At 70.0% G+C, this 17,786-nt stretch carries 15 protein-coding genes; 11 read left to right on the top strand and 4 right to left on the bottom strand.

Annotated features, from left to right (window positions below; genetic code table 11):
* Positions 1 to 35: 35 nt before the first annotated feature.
* Positions 36 to 776: a glucose 1-dehydrogenase gene (locus ON41_RS10640; protein WP_040747333.1), complete on the top strand. Its 741-nt coding sequence runs from the start codon at positions 36 to 38 to the stop codon at positions 774 to 776.
* Positions 777 to 988: 212 nt separating this feature from the next.
* Here the strand turns inward: ON41_RS10640 and ON41_RS10635 are convergent, their stop codons facing one another.
* Positions 989 to 2,233, bottom strand: coding sequence for a cytochrome P450 (locus ON41_RS10635; RefSeq protein WP_040747331.1), 1,245 nt, complete (start codon positions 2,231 to 2,233; stop codon positions 989 to 991).
* Between the two features lie 210 nt (positions 2,234 to 2,443).
* Here ON41_RS10635 and ON41_RS10630 point away from each other — a divergent pair, with 210 nt between their 5' ends.
* The 6 genes from ON41_RS10630 to ON41_RS10610 all read left to right on the top strand — a co-directional run bounded on the left by ON41_RS10630 (position 2,444) and on the right by ON41_RS10610 (position 6,979).
* Positions 2,444 to 3,913 (top strand): aldehyde dehydrogenase, encoded by a 1,470-nt coding sequence (locus ON41_RS10630; RefSeq protein WP_040747329.1) that lies wholly within the window; start codon positions 2,444 to 2,446, stop codon positions 3,911 to 3,913.
* 30 nt (positions 3,914 to 3,943) lie between these two features.
* Entirely contained in the window at positions 3,944 to 4,696 is a 753-nt protein-coding gene (locus ON41_RS10625) for an SDR family oxidoreductase (protein WP_040747327.1), read from the top strand.
* Positions 4,693 to 5,568: an SDR family NAD(P)-dependent oxidoreductase gene (locus tag ON41_RS10620; protein WP_040747325.1), complete on the top strand. Its 876-nt coding sequence runs from the start codon at positions 4,693 to 4,695 to the stop codon at positions 5,566 to 5,568. Before ON41_RS10625 ends, ON41_RS10620 begins: the two co-directional genes overlap by 4 nt.
* 71 nt (positions 5,569 to 5,639) lie before the next feature.
* Positions 5,640 to 5,999 carry a hypothetical protein gene (locus ON41_RS10615; RefSeq protein WP_040747323.1) on the top strand — a complete coding sequence of 120 codons (360 nt, stop codon included), beginning with the start codon at positions 5,640 to 5,642 and terminating at the stop codon, positions 5,997 to 5,999.
* Between the two features lie 23 nt (positions 6,000 to 6,022).
* The gene (locus ON41_RS39690) at positions 6,023 to 6,169 is read left to right on the top strand and encodes a hypothetical protein (protein WP_063709864.1); all 147 of its coding nucleotides are present in this window, start codon (positions 6,023 to 6,025) and stop codon (positions 6,167 to 6,169) included.
* A gap of 144 nt (positions 6,170 to 6,313) precedes the next feature.
* On the top strand, positions 6,314 to 6,979 hold the full coding sequence (locus tag ON41_RS10610) for a three-helix bundle dimerization domain-containing protein (protein ID WP_051161239.1): 666 nt from the start codon (positions 6,314 to 6,316) through the stop codon (positions 6,977 to 6,979).
* A 50-nt stretch (positions 6,980 to 7,029) separates the two neighbouring features.
* Here the strand turns inward: ON41_RS10610 and ON41_RS10605 are convergent, their stop codons facing one another.
* The gene (locus ON41_RS10605; RefSeq protein WP_040747320.1) at positions 7,030 to 12,495 is read right to left on the bottom strand and encodes an ATP-binding protein; all 5,466 of its coding nucleotides are present in this window, start codon (positions 12,493 to 12,495) and stop codon (positions 7,030 to 7,032) included.
* Positions 12,496 to 12,743: 248 nt separating this feature from the next.
* Here ON41_RS10605 and ON41_RS10600 point away from each other — a divergent pair, with 248 nt between their 5' ends.
* Positions 12,744 to 13,112, top strand: coding sequence for a hypothetical protein (locus ON41_RS10600; RefSeq protein ID WP_157185421.1), 369 nt, complete (start codon positions 12,744 to 12,746; stop codon positions 13,110 to 13,112).
* Positions 13,113 to 13,180: 68 nt separating this feature from the next.
* Here the strand turns inward: ON41_RS10600 and ON41_RS10595 are convergent, their stop codons facing one another.
* Together ON41_RS10595 and ON41_RS10590 are read right to left on the bottom strand one after the other, a co-directional pair.
* On the bottom strand, positions 13,181 to 14,041 hold the full coding sequence (locus tag ON41_RS10595; protein WP_051161238.1) for an alpha/beta fold hydrolase: 861 nt from the start codon (positions 14,039 to 14,041) through the stop codon (positions 13,181 to 13,183).
* Positions 14,042 to 14,175: 134 nt separating this feature from the next.
* Positions 14,176 to 15,093: an NADP-dependent oxidoreductase gene (locus ON41_RS10590; protein ID WP_040747316.1), complete on the bottom strand. Its 918-nt coding sequence runs from the start codon at positions 15,091 to 15,093 to the stop codon at positions 14,176 to 14,178.
* A gap of 124 nt (positions 15,094 to 15,217) precedes the next feature.
* Between ON41_RS10590 and ON41_RS10585 the strand changes: the two genes are divergently transcribed.
* From ON41_RS10585 to ON41_RS10575, 3 genes are all read left to right on the top strand, one after another.
* On the top strand, positions 15,218 to 15,676 hold the full coding sequence (locus tag ON41_RS10585; protein WP_040747314.1) for a winged helix-turn-helix transcriptional regulator: 459 nt from the start codon (positions 15,218 to 15,220) through the stop codon (positions 15,674 to 15,676).
* Between the two features lie 139 nt (positions 15,677 to 15,815).
* The gene (locus ON41_RS10580; RefSeq protein ID WP_040747312.1) at positions 15,816 to 17,228 is read left to right on the top strand and encodes a glycosyltransferase family 39 protein; all 1,413 of its coding nucleotides are present in this window, start codon (positions 15,816 to 15,818) and stop codon (positions 17,226 to 17,228) included.
* An 88-nt stretch (positions 17,229 to 17,316) separates the two neighbouring features.
* Positions 17,317 to 17,786: tachylectin-related carbohydrate-binding protein (locus tag ON41_RS10575; protein WP_040747310.1), on the top strand; the 470-nt coding region annotated here is incomplete at its 3' end.

The following is a 17,786-nucleotide window of genomic DNA, read 5'->3' as shown; positions in this document are numbered from 1 at the left end:
GTAACACGTTCCAGTTTTATGCTAGCGTGACGCCCATGGGACGTGTAGACGGCAAGGTTGCACTCATCACCGGCGGCGCCCGCGGGATGGGCGCCGCCCACGCTCAGCTGCTGGTGGACGAGGGCGCACGGGTGATCATCGGTGACGTGCTCGCCGACGAGGGCCAGGCCCTCGCCGAAAAGCTCGGCGACGCGGCGCGTTTCGCCGAACTCGACGTCTCGGACCCGGGCCACTGGGATGCTGCCGTCGAGCTGGCGCAGCGTGAGTTCGGCAAGCTGGACGTCCTGGTGAACAATGCCGGCATCATCAACGGCGGGGCGCTGCAGAAGTTCGATCTGGACAAGTGGCGCAAGATCATCGACATCAACCTGACGGGCACCTTCCTCGGCATGCGCGCCGCGGTCGAGCCGATGAAGGCCGCCGGCGGCGGCTCGATCATCAACGTCTCCTCGATCGAGGGCCTGCGCGGCGCGCCCTGGGCGCACGGCTACGTCGCCTCCAAGTGGGGCGTGCGCGGCCTGGCCAAGTCCGCGGCGCTGGAGCTGGCGCCGCACAAGATCCGGGTCAACTCCCTGCACCCCGGCCTGATCCGCACGCCGATGACGGAGAACATCCCCGACGACCTGGTCACCATCCCGCTCGGGCGCCCCGCGCAGCCCGAGGAGGTCGCCACCTTCGTCCTGTTCCTGGCCAGCGACGAGTCCTCCTACGCCACCGGCTCGGAGTTCGTCGTGGACGGCGGATTGGTCACCGCCGTCCCCCACAAGACCTCCTGACCCTCCGCCAATTCCATTTTCCCGGCAACCCAATTCCATTTCCCGGCACCCAATTCCATTTCCCGGCAGCCAATTTCATTTCCCGGCAGCCAATTTCATTTCCCGGCATGCTCTTGGCCGGGATCCACCGTTACCAGAGAGTGGATCCCGGCCAAAAGCGTGCCGGGAAAATGTAGGGCGGGCTCTCGCCGGGAAAATGGAGGGCGGGCTCTCTAGGAGTAGCGGACCTCCCAATGCTTCACCCCGTTGATCCAGCCGGACCGCAGGCGCTGCGGCTCGGCGACCTGGGACAGGTTGGGCATGGCGTCGGCGATGGCGTTGAACATCAGGTCGATCTCCAGGCGGGCCAGGTTGGCACCGACGCAGAAGTGGGTTCCGGTGCCGCCGAAGGCGAGGTGCGGGTTGGGGTCGCGGGTGATGTCGAACGCGAAGGGGTCGTCGAACGCGTCGGCGTCGAAATTGGCGGAGCTGTAGAACAATCCGACCCGCTGCCCCTTCCGGATCAGCTGCCCGCCCAGTTCGGTGTCCTCGGTGGCGGTGCGCTGGAAGACGGTCACCGGGGTGGCCCAGCGGACGATCTCGTCGGGCGCGGTGCGGGGGCGCTGCTCCTTGTACAGCTCCCACTGCTCCGGATTGTCGACGAACGCCTTCATCCCGTGCGTGATGGCGTTGCGGGTGGTCTCGTTGCCGGCCACGGCCAGCAGGATGACGAAGAAGCCGAATTCGTCGGAGCCCAGCCCCTCACCCTCGACATCGGCCTGCACGAGCTGGCTGACGATATCGCCGAGCGGGTTGGCGCGGCGCTGCTCGGCCATATTCCAGGCGTAGCCGAGGATCTCCATGGAGGCATTGGCCGCGGAATCGGTGGAGTCGGTGTCGCCGTACTCCGGATCATCGTAGTTGAGCATCGCGTTCGACCACTCGAACAGCTTGTGGCGGTCGGCCTGCGGGACACCGAGCAGCTCCGCGATGGCCTGCAAGGGCAGCTCGCAGGCGACCTGCTCGACGAAGTCTCCGGCGCCGCCCTCCTTCGCCGCGTGCACGATCGCGGCCGCCCGCTCCGCCAGCGCGGCGCGCAGGCCCTCGACCGCCCGCGGGGTGAAGCCCTTGGAGATGATCTTGCGGATCTTGCTGTGCTTGGGCGGATCCATATTGATCAGCAGCGCGCTGGTCAGCTCGATCTGATCGGCGGTGATCATGCCGGGCAGCCGGATGATCGCGCCCTTCTCCCGGGAGGAGAAGAGTTCGGGTTTCCGGGAGATCTCCTTGATGTCTTCGTGTTTGCTCACCACCCAGTAGCCGCCGTCGTGGAAGCCGCCGGACTGCTCGTCGGTCTGGGCGTTCCACCACACCGGCGCGGTACTGCGCAGCTGAGCGAATTCCGCTATGGGAGCGCGGGTTTCCCAGAGCGCGGGGTCGGTGAAATCGAACCCCGCGGGCATCGAGGGCGCGGACACTGGTGCCTCCTGAAAGGTCGACATCGTCGTGGACCGGACGTCCGCGGAAAAGTTCGCGGCACGAGAATACCTGTCCAGACACATGATGGACATCTGTCTGGACAGTACTACCGAGAACGTTTCACGACAAGGTTCGCCGTGAGCTGGACAGATGTCTGGACAGTGCGTTACCTTCCAAACACCTGTCCAGACACATATCGGAGACGGCACATGAACAGTCTCGTTCCCGCCGGGGGCACATCCCTGCTGATCGACGGCAAGCTGGTTCCCGGCGGATCCGGCGTCTTCGCCACGATCAACCCCGCCACCGAGGAGGAGATCGGCACCGCCGCCAACGCCTCGGCCGACGATATGGACGCCGCGATCGCGGCGGCGCGGGCGGCGTTCGACGGCACCGAGTGGTCCCGCGACCACGCCTTCCGCGCCCACTGCCTCCGCCAGCTGCGCGACGCCATGCGCGCGCACAGCGAGGAACTGCGCGAGATCACCGTCGCCGAGGTGGGCGCGCCGGTCATGCTCACCAGCGGACCGCAGCTCGAGGGACCCGTCACCGACCTGACGTTCGCGGCGGACCTGGCCGAAAGCTATTCCTGGGAAACCGATCTCGGCACCGCGGAGCAGATGGGCATCACCAGCCGGCGCGTCATCCGGCGCGAGGCCGTGGGTGTCGTCGGGGCCATCACGCCCTGGAACTTCCCGCACCAGATCAATCTGGCGAAGCTCGGACCGGCGCTGGCGGCGGGAAATACCGTGGTACTCAAGCCCGCTCCCGATACCCCGTGGTGCGCGGCGGCGCTCGGCTCGCTCATCATCGAGCACACCGACATTCCCGCCGGGGTGATCAACATCGTCACCTCCGACGATCACGCGCTCGGCGCGCGGCTGACCGAGGACCCACGGGTCGACATGATCACCTTCACCGGCTCCACGCAGACCGGGCGTTCGGTGATGGCGAGCGCGGCGGCCACGCTCAAGCGGACCTTCCTGGAACTCGGCGGCAAATCGGCCGCGGTCGTGCTGGACGATGCCGATATCGGCACGGCCGTCGGTTTCACCGCGTTCTCGGTCGCCGTGCACGCCGGTCAGGGCTGCGCGCTCACCACCCGGCTGCTGGTGCCGCGCGCCGCCTACGACGACGCGGTGGCCGCCGCGGCGAAGACCCTGTCCGGGCTGCGCGCCGGCGACCCCACCGATCCCGGAACCATTTGCGGGCCTTTGATTTCCGCGCGGCAGCGGGATCGGGTGGAGCGGTATATCGAGATCGCGCGGGCCGAGGGCGGGCAGATCGTCACCGGTGGCGGGCGGCCCGCCGACCGCGAGCGCGGCTACTTCGTCGAGCCGACCCTCATCACCGGGCTGCCCAATACCTCGCCCGTCGCCCAGGAGGAGATCTTCGGGCCGGTTCTGGTCGTGATCCCGCACGACGGCGACGCCGACGCGATCCGGCTGGCCAACGAATCCCCGTACGGCCTGTCGGGTTCCGTCTGGGGCACCGACCCCGAACGGATCGAGCGGGTGGTCGCGGGGGTGCGCACCGGCACGCTGGGCGTGAACGGCGGCCTCTGGTACCACGCCGACGCGCCGTTCGGCGGGTACAAGCAGTCCGGCATCGGCCGCGAGATGGGTGTCGCGGGCTTCGAGGAATACCTCGAGACCAAACTCGTCGCCTCCCCCGCGTAGTTTTCGAATCACTAAGGAGCACAACAAGTCATGGCACGTTTCGCAGGCCGTAGCGCCATCGTCACCGGCGCCGCACAGGGCATCGGCGCCACCTATGCGGCGGCGCTGGCCGCCGAGGGCGCCAAGGTCGTCGTCGCCGACCTGAACGCGGAGAAGGGTGCGGAGGTCGCCAAGCAGATCGTCGCGGACGGCGGCACCGCCGTCTTCCACACCGTCGACGTCGCCGATCCCGAATCCGCCACGGCCCTGGCGGATTTCACCGTCGCGGAGTACGGCGGCATCGATCATCTGGTGAACAACGCCGCCATCTACGGCGATATGAAGCTCGACCTCCTGCTCACGGTGCCGTGGGACTACTACAAGAAGTTCATGAGCGTGAACCTCGACGGCGCGCTCAATGTGACGCGCGCGGTGTGGCAGCACATGGCGAAGAACGGCGGCGGTTCCATCGTGAACCAGTCCTCCACGGCCGCGTGGCTCTACTCGGGCTTCTACGGCCTGGCGAAGGTCGGGATCAACGGCCTCACCCAGCAGCTGGCGACCGAACTGGGCGGATCCAAGATTCGCATCAACGCCATCGCGCCGGGGCCGATCGATACCGAGGCCACGCGAACCGCGACGCCCGGGAACATCGTGAAGGACCTGGTGTCCCGCATCCCGATCAAGCGCATGGGCACGCCGGACGATCTGGTCGGCGCGTGCCTGTACCTGCTCTCCGACGACGCGGCGTGGGTCACGGGCCACATCCTGAACGTCGACGGCGGGCAGATCATCCGGTCATGAGCGAACCGTCACTCGGCGGCCGCGGTGCGGTGGTGGTCGGCGGCGGCAGCGGCGTCGGTCTCGCCGTCGCCGAACTGCTGGCCGCCGCCGGTGCGGGCGTCGTCGTCAACTCCCGCGACGCGGCGGCCGTGCGCCGCGCGACCGAGGCCATCACCGAGAAGGGCGGGCGCGCAACCGGAATCGCGGGGTCGGCGGCGGAGGAGGGGATCGCCGAGCGGCTCGTCGCCGCCTGCGTGGAGACCTACGGGGAGATCGACATCCTGGTCAACTGCGCCGGGATCGCCGAACCGCCGCGCTCGTCGATCCTCGACGTCACCGCCGCGGACTGGCGGGCGCTGCTGGATTCCCACCTCACCACGGTGTTCGCCACCTGCCGCGCCGCCGCGCCGCGCATGGCGGCCCGTGGCAGCGGGTCGATCGTCAACACCGGATCCTTCGCCTACCTCGGCGATTACGGCGGCACCGGGTATCCGGCGGGGAAGGGCGCGGTCACCAGCCTGAGCCTGGCCATGGCGGCCGAGCTACGGGAGTCGGGCGTGCGGGTCAATGTCGTCTGCCCGGGGGCGAAGACGCGTTTATCGACGGGGCCCGATTACGAGGCGCACATTCGCGATCTGCATCGGCGCGGGCTGCTCGACGAGCTGACCATGCGGGGCTCGCTCGACGCTCCCCCGCCCGAATACGCGGCGGCCGTGTACCTGTACCTCGCCTCCGACGCGGCGCGCCGGGTGAGCGGCGAGATCTTCGTCGCCGCAGGCGGTTTCGTCGGCCGATTCGCCAAACCGGAGATGAAGCCGCTCGGCTACCGCGACCACAACCAGGCCGGTCCGTGGTCTCCCGAGGAGCTGGACGCCATGATCCCCGATCGCTGACACTCCGCCGCGACGAGACAATGACCACTCTTCGTTGAGTTCGCGTCCGGCCTGGAATAGCATCTAGACACATGTACAGTCCGCTGTCCAACTCTGGTCCGGCCGCCGGTTCCGACACCGAGCCCGCAGCCGACCACCCGTCCGACTCCCTCGCGACGGTGACGCCCCTGCGCCCGTCCGACCGTTCGAGGCCCCGGCGGCCGCGGAGTTCCCGGCCCGAACCCGTCGACCTGCCCCGGCTGCGCGCCTGGGCCGCCGATGCGGTCGAGGGCAGGCTCCGCGACGCGCTGGGGCCCGACTCCGACGCCGCGGAACGCCTCGCGGCCGTCTACGTCGCCGCCGTGCTCGACGCCGGGCTCGGCTACGCCGACGACGCGCGCGGCGCGCCGACGACCGAACAGGTCGTGCACCGGATCCTGACCCGGCGCTGACCTCCCGACGAAAGCGAGATCCCATGAAGACACGGCTCAGCTGCCCCTGTGGCGAATACATTCGCGGCACCGACGAGGACGACCTGGTCACCAAGACCCGATCGCATCTGGCCGAGAACCATCCCGGCCACGATTACAGCCGCGACGAAATCCTTTTTCTCGCATACTGACCCGTAGCGGCCACGCCGTATCCGCGCTGTGACCCACTGGTTCGATGCGGTTCATCACTAGTTTGGTTGCCGCGCAGGGCCGTCGATGCGACCCTAACCACTGTGGCTACGCCCGAGCGGACGAACCGGGCCGGATACGCCGAGATCACTCCGGCGTACCGACTGCTCGACGTCGTCCACAGCACGGCGCTCGCCCGTGCCGAACGACGGCTGCACCGCGAGTTCACGATCCTGTTCGACGCCAACACGATTCACCGATATCTGCACGACTCCTACGCGCAGATCGGGGCGCAGGCGCCGGTGAAGCTGTACCTGCCGCTCCTGGCCGAGCGCTTCGCCCGCCAGCAGTTGCACGCCCGGGCGAAGGTGGAGGCCCGCATCGAGCACGCCGTCCCGGTGGTGCTGTTCCTGTGCACGTTCAACGCCGGGCGCTCGCAGATGGCCCTGGGATTCTTCGAGCACTACGCGCGGGGCCGCATGCTGGCCTGGTCCGGCGGCTCCGAACCGAGCGCCGCCCTGAACGCCGCCGCGGTCGCCGCCATGGCCGAACTCGGCATCGATATCTCCCACGAATTCCCCAAATCCTGGACCGACGAGATCATCCAGGCCGCGGACGTCATCGTCACCATGGGCTGCGGAGACGAATGTCCCCTGCTCCCGGGGATCCGGCAGGAGGAGTGGATCGTGGATGATCCAGCGGGGTTGGGGGTGGCGGAGATTCGACCTATTCGGGATGAGATTCACCGGCGGGTTTTGGAGTTGCTGGGCGATTTGGGGCTGGCTGTGGACCCCGTTCGTCCGGGTCGCTGAGCGACCCGGACGAACGGGGAAGAAAGTAGGCCCCAGGCGAACGGGAGGAATCAGCCGGCCAAACCGGCCTCGATGGCCTCGATGATGCGGGGGCGCATTTCGGCGGCCTTGATGACGGCGTCTACCGAGCCGACCTCGACAGCGCGGTGGATGTCGTGGACTCGGTCGAATTCGGCGGCGACCTCGCCCAGTTTCTCGGTGCGGACCGAGGAGCGGATCTCGTCGAGTTCGGCGGCCAAGGCGGCGCGGTCGGCGCCGACCGCGTTGGCGGCGAGCGACTCCAGGTCGCGGACCCGCGGGTCGGCGGCCGTGCGGGAGTCGACCTCGCCCGCGAAGACCACGGCGGCCGCGGGGGCGCCGCCGAGGACCGAGGCGAACGAACCCTCCAGGGCTAGGACCGTCATATTCGGGTTCAACGTCTTCGAGAACACGACGAACGCGCCGCCGTGGTACCGGGAGATCACGCAGAACACGATCGGGCCCTCGAAGTTCACGACCGCGCGGCCGATCTCGGCGCCGTACTCGAGTTGCAGCTTGCGCATCGACTCCGGCGAGCCGTCGAAGCCCGACAGGTTCGCCAGCACCACCAGCGGCCGGTTACCGCTGGCCGCGTTGATCGCCCGGGCGGCCTTCTTGGACGACCGCGGGAACAGGGTGCCCGCGGTGTAGGTGTCCGGGCCGTCGGTCGACGGGAACCCGCGCCGCGGCACGCCGCGGGACTCGATGCCCAGCAGGCACACCGGAATTCCGCCGAGGTGCGCGTCCTGCACCACCGAGGTCTCGGCGTCGGCCATGCCGGCCCACCGCTCCAGCACCGGGTGATCCTGGTCGGCGACGGCCTGCATCACGATCCGGATGTCGAAGGGCTTCTTGCGATCCGGGTTGGTCGCGGACGAGAAGATCTCGCCGACCGTGGTGAAGGCGCTGTCCGGCACGTCGTGCGGGAACGCGGAGATGTCGCGATCGAACGGGTCGGTGGTCTCGGCCCGCCGCGGCGCCTGCTCGCCGGGGGCGATGTAGGTGTGGTCGTAGTGCGACATCAGGATGTCGCGCGCGGCGGTCAGGCTCGGCGCCCAGTACTGCGCCTGGCCGTTCGGGCCCATCACGCGGTCGTAACCGCCGATGCCGAAGTTGTCCTCGGCCGAGACGCCGCCGGAGAAGTCCAGCGCCTGCTTCCCGGTGAGGACCATCGCCGAATCCGGCGTCATGACCAGGATGCCCTTGGTGTGCATGAGCATCGTGGCCTCGGCGTTCCAGTACGGCTGGGCGCCGACGTTGATGCCCGCGACCACGATGTTGATCTCGCCGCCGTCCTGGGTGAACTCGACGATGCGCTTGAGCGCGGCCGCCACCCAGTCCATGTTCTCGGTGCCCGACGACATCGAGATCCGGGCGCCGGAGGACAGCGCGTACCACTCGAGCGGCACCTGCATCTGCTCGGCCAGATCCAGCGCCGCGATCACGCGGCGGCACTCCGGCTCCGACAGCGCGCCCAGCGATTTGGTCGGATCGCCGAGCAGCACGACCCGGCTGACGCCCTGCGGATGCCGCACGGTCGGCGTGGTGACCACGCCCGCCACGATCGCCGCGGTGTTGCGGCCCTTGGCCCGGTCGACGGGGACCAGCGTGTGATCGGAATCGAGGTCGTACTCCGCGAAATCGCCGAGCAGGCTGGTCAATTCGTACGGGTACACGGTGTTGCGGCTGCTGGCGCGCAGCACCTTCTGCCGGTAGGCGTCGAGCGGTTCGACCACCTCGTCGGTGCGCTGGCCGACGGTGATCGCCGTGCCGCCCGTGGGATCGAGGGTGATGCGCACCGCGACCTTGACCAGCTCGCCACTCTTCGGATCGCGCTGCCGGGCGATGAGCAGGATCTCCTCCAGCCCCGCGCCCACGGTCGTGGGCACCACGCGCTCGACGATCGTCTCGAATTCGGCCGGGATGATGTCGATCGGCGGCCAGATGTACATGACGATGCGGTTGGTGTTGAACCGCTTGTTCGACGGCCGCCGCGACTGCGCCCGGCGGATCGAGTCCAGGCAGGTGGCGATGGTGCTCTCCGCGGTGGGCAGCGCCAGCAGCCGGCCGTCGTGCTCGCGCAGCGCGGTCAGGTCGCGCACCTGGGCGAAGGCGACGAGCCGCTCGTCGGCGGGGTTCTCCTTCGCCTTGCACTGGAACAGGTACACCTCCTCGTCGGAGGACGGCAGGCGGGTCAGGTCGAACTTGCGCAGCCGCTTCATCTGCATCCGCTCCGCGATGTACGGATGCAGGCCGCGGATCAGGCGCTCCTCGGCCATACCCGTCGCGGAGGGGCGGAAGGTGAAGTGGTGGTGCATGACCGCGCCGCCGCTGCCCGCGACGGTGGCGGTGATGCGGTGCACCTGGTTCGGCAGCTGCTGCCCGCCGAACACCTCCTGCAGCGCGGACGCCATCGCGTCGAAGTCCTCGGGCTGCTTCTCCCAGCTGAGGTAGATGTCGGCCTCGATGGACGGAACATCGGCCGCCAGCTCGGCGAGACCGCGCAGCACGGTCGGCAGTTCGGCGAAGCGCGCCGCGTCCGACACCAGGCTCAGACCCCGGCGCTCGGCGATGACGAAGGTGCGGCCGCCCGCCTCCTGGGTACGGACGCCGTCGAGTCCCTTGTTGCCGTAGTAGCGACGGGTCAGCACCTCGAGCATGACCGTGTTGTCGACACTGCCGCGGACCAGGCGCTGGCCGAGCAGTCGCACCAAAGGCTCTGTGCTGCGGACCATTTCGGCGATGCGGTCGCCGCGGTCGGCGGCGGCCGGGGTGGCGTCGAGGTGGGCCAGGTGCTTGCGCACGGTGGTGTAGACGCGGGCCCGGTTGCGGCGCAGCAGCGGCTGGCCGTACCAGGCGTAGACCACGCCGCGGGTGAGGTCGGCGATCACGGGGAAACGCACCTGCGTGGCCGCGACCAGACGCTCCAGCGCCAGGCCGACGGGCTCGCGCAGCGCGCGGTCCGGCACCGGCTCCCGCAGCCATTCGCGCAGCAGCGTCGTGACGACGGTGACCGTGTCGGACGGGCGCTGCTGGGCGAGGAAGATCCGGAACACCGCGCCCTCGAGGTCGGGGGTGCGGTCCAGGTCGGTGACGCCGTAGCGGCCGAGCGCCTTGGCGAGCTTGGCCCGGTAGGACTCCGGCAGGCCGGCGCGCTCGACGTCGAGGCTCTGCAGGTAGGTGTGGAAGTACTCGCGGGCGCTGTGCACGTGGCCGTGGCCGCCGTCCTCGTCGGAGGACCGGTTGTGGATCAGATCGGCGAGATCGGCGAACACCTCGAGGAGTTCGAGTTCCTCGGCGAGGGGCCGGCGGTTGTCGGCGATCGCCGCGCGGCGGACGGTCAGGTAGTCCTCGACGATGCGGCGCTCGTCGTGCGGGTCGACGTCGAAGCCCAGCAGCAGGCTGCGCAGATCCTGCTGGGCGCGGGCGATGCGCTCGTCCGGCCGGACGGCCGCGGGCGCGCTGGGCAGATCCAGTTCGACGGCCCCGGTCGACGTGTCGGCCTCGGCCTCCTCGCCCTCGTCGGCGAGCGGCTCCAGCCGCAGCAGCGGCGCACCGGTCTCGACCTGCGAACCGACGGTGACGGCGCATTCCTTGAGCCGGGCCCGGAACGGCGCGCGCAGCACCGTTTCCATCTTCATGCTCTCCAGCACCAGCACCGGGGCGCCGGCCTCGACCTCGGCGCCGACCTCCAGCGGGGTGGCGACGACCAGCGCGGGGGCGGGCGAGCGGACGACGCCGCCCTCGTCGCGGCTGACCCGGTGCGTCACGCCGTCCACGTCGACCAGGTGGATCGGGCCGTGGGTGCCGGTGGTCAGGCGGTAGCGGGCGCCGTTGACGATCATCTGAGCGGTGTGGCGGTCGAAGCGCTCGAGATCGACGTCGGCGGTGCGGATGTCGGCGCCCGCCTCGATGCCGACCCGGAACCGGTGCGCGCCGATGCGCGCGACCCGGACGCGGTAGCTCGCGCCGCGCAGCTTGAGGTCGAGCGGCCGGCCGCTCTGGTGCTGCACCTGCGGCCGGCCGCCGGAGGCGGTGGACAGCAGGCGATGCCGCTCGACCCGCTCCTCCTCCTCGTAGGCGTCGATGGCGGCGGCGGCCAGCGCGATCGCGGAGTGGCGATGCGAGACCAGGCGGCCCTCGCCGCGTACGCGGTCGATCCAGCCGGTGTCGGCGCTGGCGTCGATGACCTCGGGCTGGTCCAGCAGGTCCAGCACGAAGCTCTTGTTGGTGGCGCCGCCCTCGATGACGACGCGGGTCTCGCCCACCGCGCGGCGCAGGCGGCCCAGGGCCTGGTCGCGGTCGCTGCCGTAGGCGATGATCTTGGCGATCATCGAGTCGAAGTCGGCGGGGATGGTGTCGCCCTGGCTGACGCCGGTGTCGACGCGAATGCCCGGTCCGGCGGGCAGATCCAGCAGCGCGATGCGGCCCGGGGCGGGCGCGAAGTCGCGGTCGGGATCCTCGGCGTTGAGCCGGGCCTCGATGGCGTGCCCGCGCTCGGCCGGCGGCTCGCCCTCCAGCCGGCCGCCGGAGGCGACGTGCAGCTGGGCGCGGACCAGGTCGAATCCGGTGGTGTACTCGGTGATCGGATGCTCGACCTGCAGGCGGGTGTTGACCTCGAGGAAGGCGAACAGCTGATCGCCGGGGTGGTAGAGGAATTCGACGGTCGCCGCACCGCGGTAGCCGACCGCGACGGCCAGCCGCTCGGCCGAACCCTTGAGTTCGGCGGTCTGCTCGGGGCTCAGGACCGGCGACGCCGACTCCTCGATGACCTTCTGGTTGCGCCGCTGCACCGAGCAGTCGCGGACGCCGAGCGCCCACGCCGTGCCCTGGCCGTCCGCGATCACCTGGACCTCGACGTGCCGGGCGCCGGTGACCAGGCGCTCCAGGAATACGACGCCGCTGCCGAAGGCGCGGGCGGCCTCCTGGCTGGTGCGCTCGTAGGCATCGGTGAGTTCGGCCTCGTTCGTGATCACCCGGATGCCGCGCCCGCCGCCGCCCGCGGTCGCCTTCAACATCAACGGGTAACCGACCTCGGCCGCGGACGCCAGTGCCGCGTCCAGGGTCTCGACCGCGCCGCGGCTCCACGGCGCGACCGGTACGCCGACCTCCTCGGCGATCAGCTTCGCGCCGATCTTGTCACCGAGCTTGCGCATCGCGTCCGGGTTCGGGCCGATGAAGGTGACGCCGATCTGCTCGCACAGCTCGGCGAACGCCGGATCCTCCGCGACGAAACCCCAACCGACCCACGCGGAGTCGGCCTTGGTCGTCACCAGGGCGCGCTCGAGGGCCTTCAGGTCGAGGTACGGACGCGCCGACGCGGGACCCAGGTCGTAGGCGATATCAGCCTCTCGCACGAAGGTCGCGCTGGCGTCCACATCGGTGTACAGGGCGACTGTCTCGATCGGTAGCCCGGTCTCCGCGGCCAAGTCTCGGACGGCATGGATGAGCCGCATGGCGGCCTCTCCCCGGTTCACGATGGCGATGCGGCTGAACACTCACCAGCTCCTTCCACTCCACAGCACTGGCCCGCTCGGGCGAGGTTACGACTACCGGTCACGCGTAGTGTGCACCTCTCACGTCCGCAGGTACACCGCGTGTAGGGGTTACCCGCACGTATTGTGGGAATTACTTCCCTCGGAGGCCGCGGCGACGGCGTGAGAATGCTCGGCCTGCGGCCGGTTTCCAGTACCGTACCCGTGATCGGGCCGGTCGGGTGCGGTACCGCGACGGGAGGGTGATCTGCGTGGGCGACATTCTCGATGTGCTGCACGCGCGCTGCGCCGAGGTGGCGGGCGAGGCGATCCTCGCGGGCGCCGAGCACCCGACCCTCACCCTGAGCACGCGCGAGGTCGCGGATCTGCTCAACCACATCGCCGACCTGCGCCGCCGCTTCGGCGATACCGACCTCGCCTATCGCGACCTCCAGGACCAGCACACCGCGCTGCGCCGCGCGAGCGACGACGCCACCGTGGCCCTCGACCGCATCCGCTCGACGCTGGAGCGGCGCACCGCGCACCCGGAGGCGCGTGCGCGCCAGGCCTGCTCGATCGCCCGGTACGCCGCCGAGAACCTGACCGCGGCGAGCCTGGATGTCGAGGGAACCGCGAGGTAGCCCGCGCCGTTCGAATGCGGAATATGCGCACTTGCGCACCAGCGCCGACGGTGTCTACGAGGGCGCCGTCAGTCCCCCGGCTGAATCTGCTTGCGGAGGAAGGCTTCCAGCGGAGTACGGACCGCGTCCGGATCATCGATGAACGGCCAGTGGCCCAGGCCCTCGAGGATGTGGATCTCGGCCTCGGGGAAGATGTTTCGCTGCTGTTCCGCGAAACGGACCGGGATGTAGGGATCGCCGTCGCCCCAGATCACGCAGACCGGCAGGCCATTCGCCGGAACGCCGAGGGCCCGCTCCGGGAACGCGGCGGCGGGATCGCGCGAGGCGCGGTAGAGCCGCAGCACCGCCCGCCGGTGACCCCGGTCCGCATAGCGGTGGACCCGCTCGGCGTAGGAGCGCGGCAGCGGGCGCGGGTTGTCCCGGCTGAGGGCGGCTCGCAGGGCGCGCGGGGTGCTCATCAGCTGGAACAGCTCACCGAGTACCGGTGTCTGCCAGATCCTGGCGTATTTGTGCCAGCGGTAACCCTCCAGCGCGCCGGTATTGATCAGGGTCAGGGAGGCGAGCCGTTCCGGATTGTCCAGTGCCCAGCGCAGCCCCCACGGCCCGCCGAAATCGTGCAGGACCAGGTGCGCCCGCTCGACGCCGAGCCGATCGAGCAGCCGCCCGAGGAAGCGCGCGTGCCCGATCACGCTGTGCTCGAACGACCGCGGCCGCTCCGACCGCCCGAAACCCGGCATATCCATGGCGATCACCCGCGCGAACTCCGCGACACCGGGCGCCAGCGCGGCCCAGTCGTCCATGGGCCCGGGATTGCCGTGGACGAACACCACGGCCTCGCCGCGGCCGGCGGGACCGCTGTCGTGCACGGCGCACCGCACTCCGTCGACCTCGTAGTCGCTCACCGCGAGTACCGGCTCGGTCCCCACCATCGGCATCCCCGATCGTCATGGCTACTCCCCACCGACGGGCTGCCCGCCGGCCTTCCCGGTCAACCGTACCGGGACGAACCGACATACCGGGCCTCGGCGGCCTCCGAATCGACCTGCCGGGCACCGGTTCCCTGTCAGGGCGCGAGGACGTAGCGGCCGCGAACCCCGCCCGCGGCGACGGATCGATGGGCCTCCGCGGCACTGTCCAGCGGCAGCACCGAGTGCACCCGGGCCGCGAGTTCGCCGGACGCGGTGCGGGTGAGGAGTTCGGCGAGGCGCGTCCGGTCCGGATGGACCGACACCGACTTCACGGTGATGCCGCGTTCGGCGGGCGGTCCCGCGTTCGGGCGGACGCCGACGAAGATCCCGCCGTCCCGGACCAGGGCGAGACCGCGCTCCTGGAATACGGCCGGGTCGGCCACCGCGTCCCAGCCCGGCTCGGCGTCCGTCGTGAAATCCGCGCCGAGGCCGCGGACGAACTTCTCGTCCTCCGCCCTGGCCAGTCCCGTCACCTGCCAGCCGCGGTCGCGGGCGAGGACGGCGAGGTAGCCGCCGACCGCACCGGCCGCACCGGTCACCAGCAACCGATTCGCGCCCGCGGGCGCGTCACCGAGCAGGTCGGCGAGCTGTGCCGCGGTCAGCCCGTTGAGCGGCACCGTCGACGCCGCGACGAGATCCAGATCCTCGGGGACGACGGCGATATCGGTGGCCGGGACGACGAGTTGTTCGGCGTACGTGCTGAAGTCGCGATCGAATCCCGGCACCAGACCGGCCACCCTCGTGCCGGGGGCCAGGTCCACGCCTGGTCCGGCGGCGACGACCGTTCCCGCGAAATCCCATCCCAGACCGGTGTATTCGGGCTGAACGATCAGGCCCATGTCGTGGAAGAAGCCGCCCGCGACAGCCAGATCGACGGGGTTGACCGGGGCGGCGGCCACAGCCACCCGGACCTCTCCGGGGCCGGGTTCGACGACCGGGACCTCGATGATCTCGATCGAGCCGGGACCGGCCGGTGTGCGGACGACGGCGGTGCGGAAGGTGGATTCACCCATGGTTCTCACTCCTCGTGACTTGTGTTCCGGGTCGAACACCACTCACTATTGATGAGGTAACTCTCCGACGGGAAGTACGCACTTCGAAGTGCGTTGGTCACCACGAGGTAGGAAGGAGTGGCCGATGCCGACAGCGACGGCCGCACAGAAACGCGCTCAGGCGCGGGCCGACTACGACGCGTTCCTGGCCGGCTGCCCCAGCCGCCAGCTCCTCGATCGAATCTCCGACAAGTGGGTCGCGCTCATCCTGGCCGCGCTCGGCAGCGACGGCCCGAATCCCGGGGCGCCCTGCACCGGCGAACCGCGCGCGATGCGGTACTCCGAACTGTCCCGGCAGCTGGCCGGGGTCAGCCAGAAGATGCTCACCCAGACCCTGCGCTCCCTGGAACGCGACGGCCTGATCACCCGCACCGTCACCCCCACCGTCCCCGTCACGGTCACCTACGAACTCACCGCCCTCGGCCTCTCCCTCCACCACGTCGTCGCGGGCATCAAGGCTTGGGCCGAGGCCCACATGGACGAGGTCTTCACCCACCGCGAGGAGTACGACAGCCGCGCACCAGGTCGTACTTCCGTCGGATGACGTAGTACCTCGGTCGCATGGGGTGGGTGCGTGTCGGTGGATGTGCCGGGTTTCGTCGTCGGGGGACGATGGCTGGACAGTCCATCGACGGAGGTCGAACGTGCAGGTATCGCTACGGTCCCGCCCAGTTGTACCGGCCGTGCCGGCGTTCGCTGCCAGGGGCGTGCTCGCGGTCGCGGCGGTGACCGCGGTCGCGCATCTCGCCGTTGCCGCCGGGCGCGGGTACTGGTTCGACGAGGCGTACATGCTGGCCATCGGCCGCCACCATCTGGCCTGGGGGTCCGCCGACCAGCCGCCGCTCGCCCCTGCACTCGCGGCGGCCCTGGACTGGCTCGCTCCGGGATCTATTCTGGCACTGCGGCTTCCGGCCGTCCTCGCCACCGCGGGCGCGGTCGTCGTGGTGGCCCTCGTCGCCAGGGAACTGGGCGGAGATCGGCGCGCGCAGATCCTCGCGGCGGCCGCGCAGGCGACCGCCCTGTGGGTGACGATGTCCGGGCACTGGCTGACCCCGTACACCCTCGAACCGGTGGAGTGGCTGCTGATCCTCTGGCTGCTGGTGCGCTGGATCCGCGTGCGCGACGACCGCCTGCTGCTCGCCCTCGGCGCGGTCGCGGGAATCGCGGCGGAGACCAAATTCCAGGTGCTGCTGCTGTGCGCGGTTCTCCTGGCCGCGGTGGCCGTGTTCGGGCCGCGCGAGCTGCTGCGCCGGCCGATGCTGTGGGCGGGCGCGGGTCTCGGGCTGCTGATCGCGCTGCCCACCCTGGTGTGGCAGGCCCGCAACGGCTGGCCGCAGCTGCGCATGGGTTCGGTGGTGGCGGCGGAGGCCGATGCCCTCTACGGCGGGCGGCCGGGTGTGGCGATAGCGCTGATCGTGATGGCCGGCGTGGCGGGAACGGCGTTGTCGCTCTACGGATTATGGCGGCTGCTGCGCGCGGACGAGCTGCGCGCCTACCGCTTCCTGGGCGTGTCGGCGGTCGTGCTGTACGTCTTCTTCGTCGCCACGGTCGGGCGGCCGTACTACCTCAACGGCCTGTACGGGCTGCTGTTCGCGGCGGGCGCGGCCGGTCTCCAGGGACGACGGCTCGCCGGTGGCCGCCGCGGCTGGTTCGCCTGGCCCCTGTACGCGCTGAGCGTCGCGGCGGCCGCGGGCATGCTGGCGATCGCCTACCAGTCCACGGCGGTCGACTCGGCGCAGCGGATCCAGCAGCGGGCCGCGGCCGCCTACCGCGAATTGCCCACGGCGGAAAGGGATTCCACGGCTGTCATGGGTGAGTCCTATATCGTCGCCGCGTACCTCGACGTCTACTCCCGCCCCGGCGAGCTGCCACCGGCGTACAGCACCAACCGCAGCTACGGCTACTTCCCGCCGCCACCCGAATCGGCCCGCGACGTGCTGTACATCGGCGAGGATCCCGACGAACTCCGCGACCATTTCACCGAATGCCACGCGGTCGCCCGGACCGACGAGGAACAGCAGCCGTGGCTGTGCACCGGCCGCCGCGAGTCCTGGCAGGACCTCTGGCCCCGCCTGCGCCACCTCGACGTGGGCTGACGCGGTCGAGTAGCCCGCTACTCGTGCCAGGCCCGCGACGGAGCGGAAGACTTCTCGGTCCAGGGGGTCTTCGCACCGAGGAGCCGATATGACCTTCATCCATCTCGCCTGTGGCGGGGCAGAAATCCCACCCGTGGACAGCGGCCTCGGCCGCGTCGGCGAACTGTTCGGCGTCGAGCCGAACGGCGACCTCCGCTGGTACCGCTACGACGGCGTCGGGCAGGCCACGCCCAACGGCTCGATCGGCTGGGCGCCCAACTCGCGCAACATCATCGGCAACGGCTGGCAGAGCTTCATCTTTCTGTGCGGCGGCGGCGCGGGGACGCTGTTCGGCGTCGAACCGAACGGCGACCTGCGCTGGTACGAGTACGACGCGGGCGACGGCGTCTCCGATCCGGCGGGTTCGCGCGGCTGGCACAAGAATTCCGGCAACACGATCGGGAACGGCTGGCAGAGCTTCGAGCGGCTGGTCTCCACGCCCCGCGGCCGCGGGCCCGGCAGCGGGCCGACCCTCTACGGCGTGGAGCCGGGCGGCGACCTGCGCTGGTACCGCTATCT

The sequence above is a fragment of the Nocardia transvalensis NBRC 15921 genome, assembly GCF_000308875.1.
Classification (GTDB): Bacteria; Actinomycetota; Actinomycetes; order Mycobacteriales; family Mycobacteriaceae; genus Nocardia; species Nocardia transvalensis.
This window is presented reverse-complemented; position numbering and strand designations above follow the sequence as displayed.

Excerpts from the sequence above, each read along its gene's own strand:
- ON41_RS10640 (WP_040747333.1), top strand. The coding sequence starts at position 36 with ATGGGACGTGTAGACGGCAAGGTTGCACTCATCACCGGCGGCGCCCGC.
- ON41_RS10630 (WP_040747329.1), top strand. The coding sequence starts at position 2,444 with ATGAACAGTCTCGTTCCCGCCGGGGGCACATCCCTGCTGATCGACGGC.
- ON41_RS10625 (WP_040747327.1), top strand. The coding sequence starts at position 3,944 with ATGGCACGTTTCGCAGGCCGTAGCGCCATCGTCACCGGCGCCGCACAG.
- ON41_RS10620 (WP_040747325.1), top strand. The coding sequence starts at position 4,693 with ATGAGCGAACCGTCACTCGGCGGCCGCGGTGCGGTGGTGGTCGGCGGC.
- ON41_RS10615 (WP_040747323.1), top strand. The coding sequence starts at position 5,640 with ATGTACAGTCCGCTGTCCAACTCTGGTCCGGCCGCCGGTTCCGACACC.
- ON41_RS39690 (WP_063709864.1), top strand. The coding sequence starts at position 6,023 with ATGAAGACACGGCTCAGCTGCCCCTGTGGCGAATACATTCGCGGCACC.
- ON41_RS10595 (WP_051161238.1), bottom strand. The coding sequence starts at position 14,041 with ATGGTGGGGACCGAGCCGGTACTCGCGGTGAGCGACTACGAGGTCGAC.
- ON41_RS10590 (WP_040747316.1), bottom strand. The coding sequence starts at position 15,093 with ATGGGTGAATCCACCTTCCGCACCGCCGTCGTCCGCACACCGGCCGGT.
- ON41_RS10585 (WP_040747314.1), top strand. The coding sequence starts at position 15,218 with ATGCCGACAGCGACGGCCGCACAGAAACGCGCTCAGGCGCGGGCCGAC.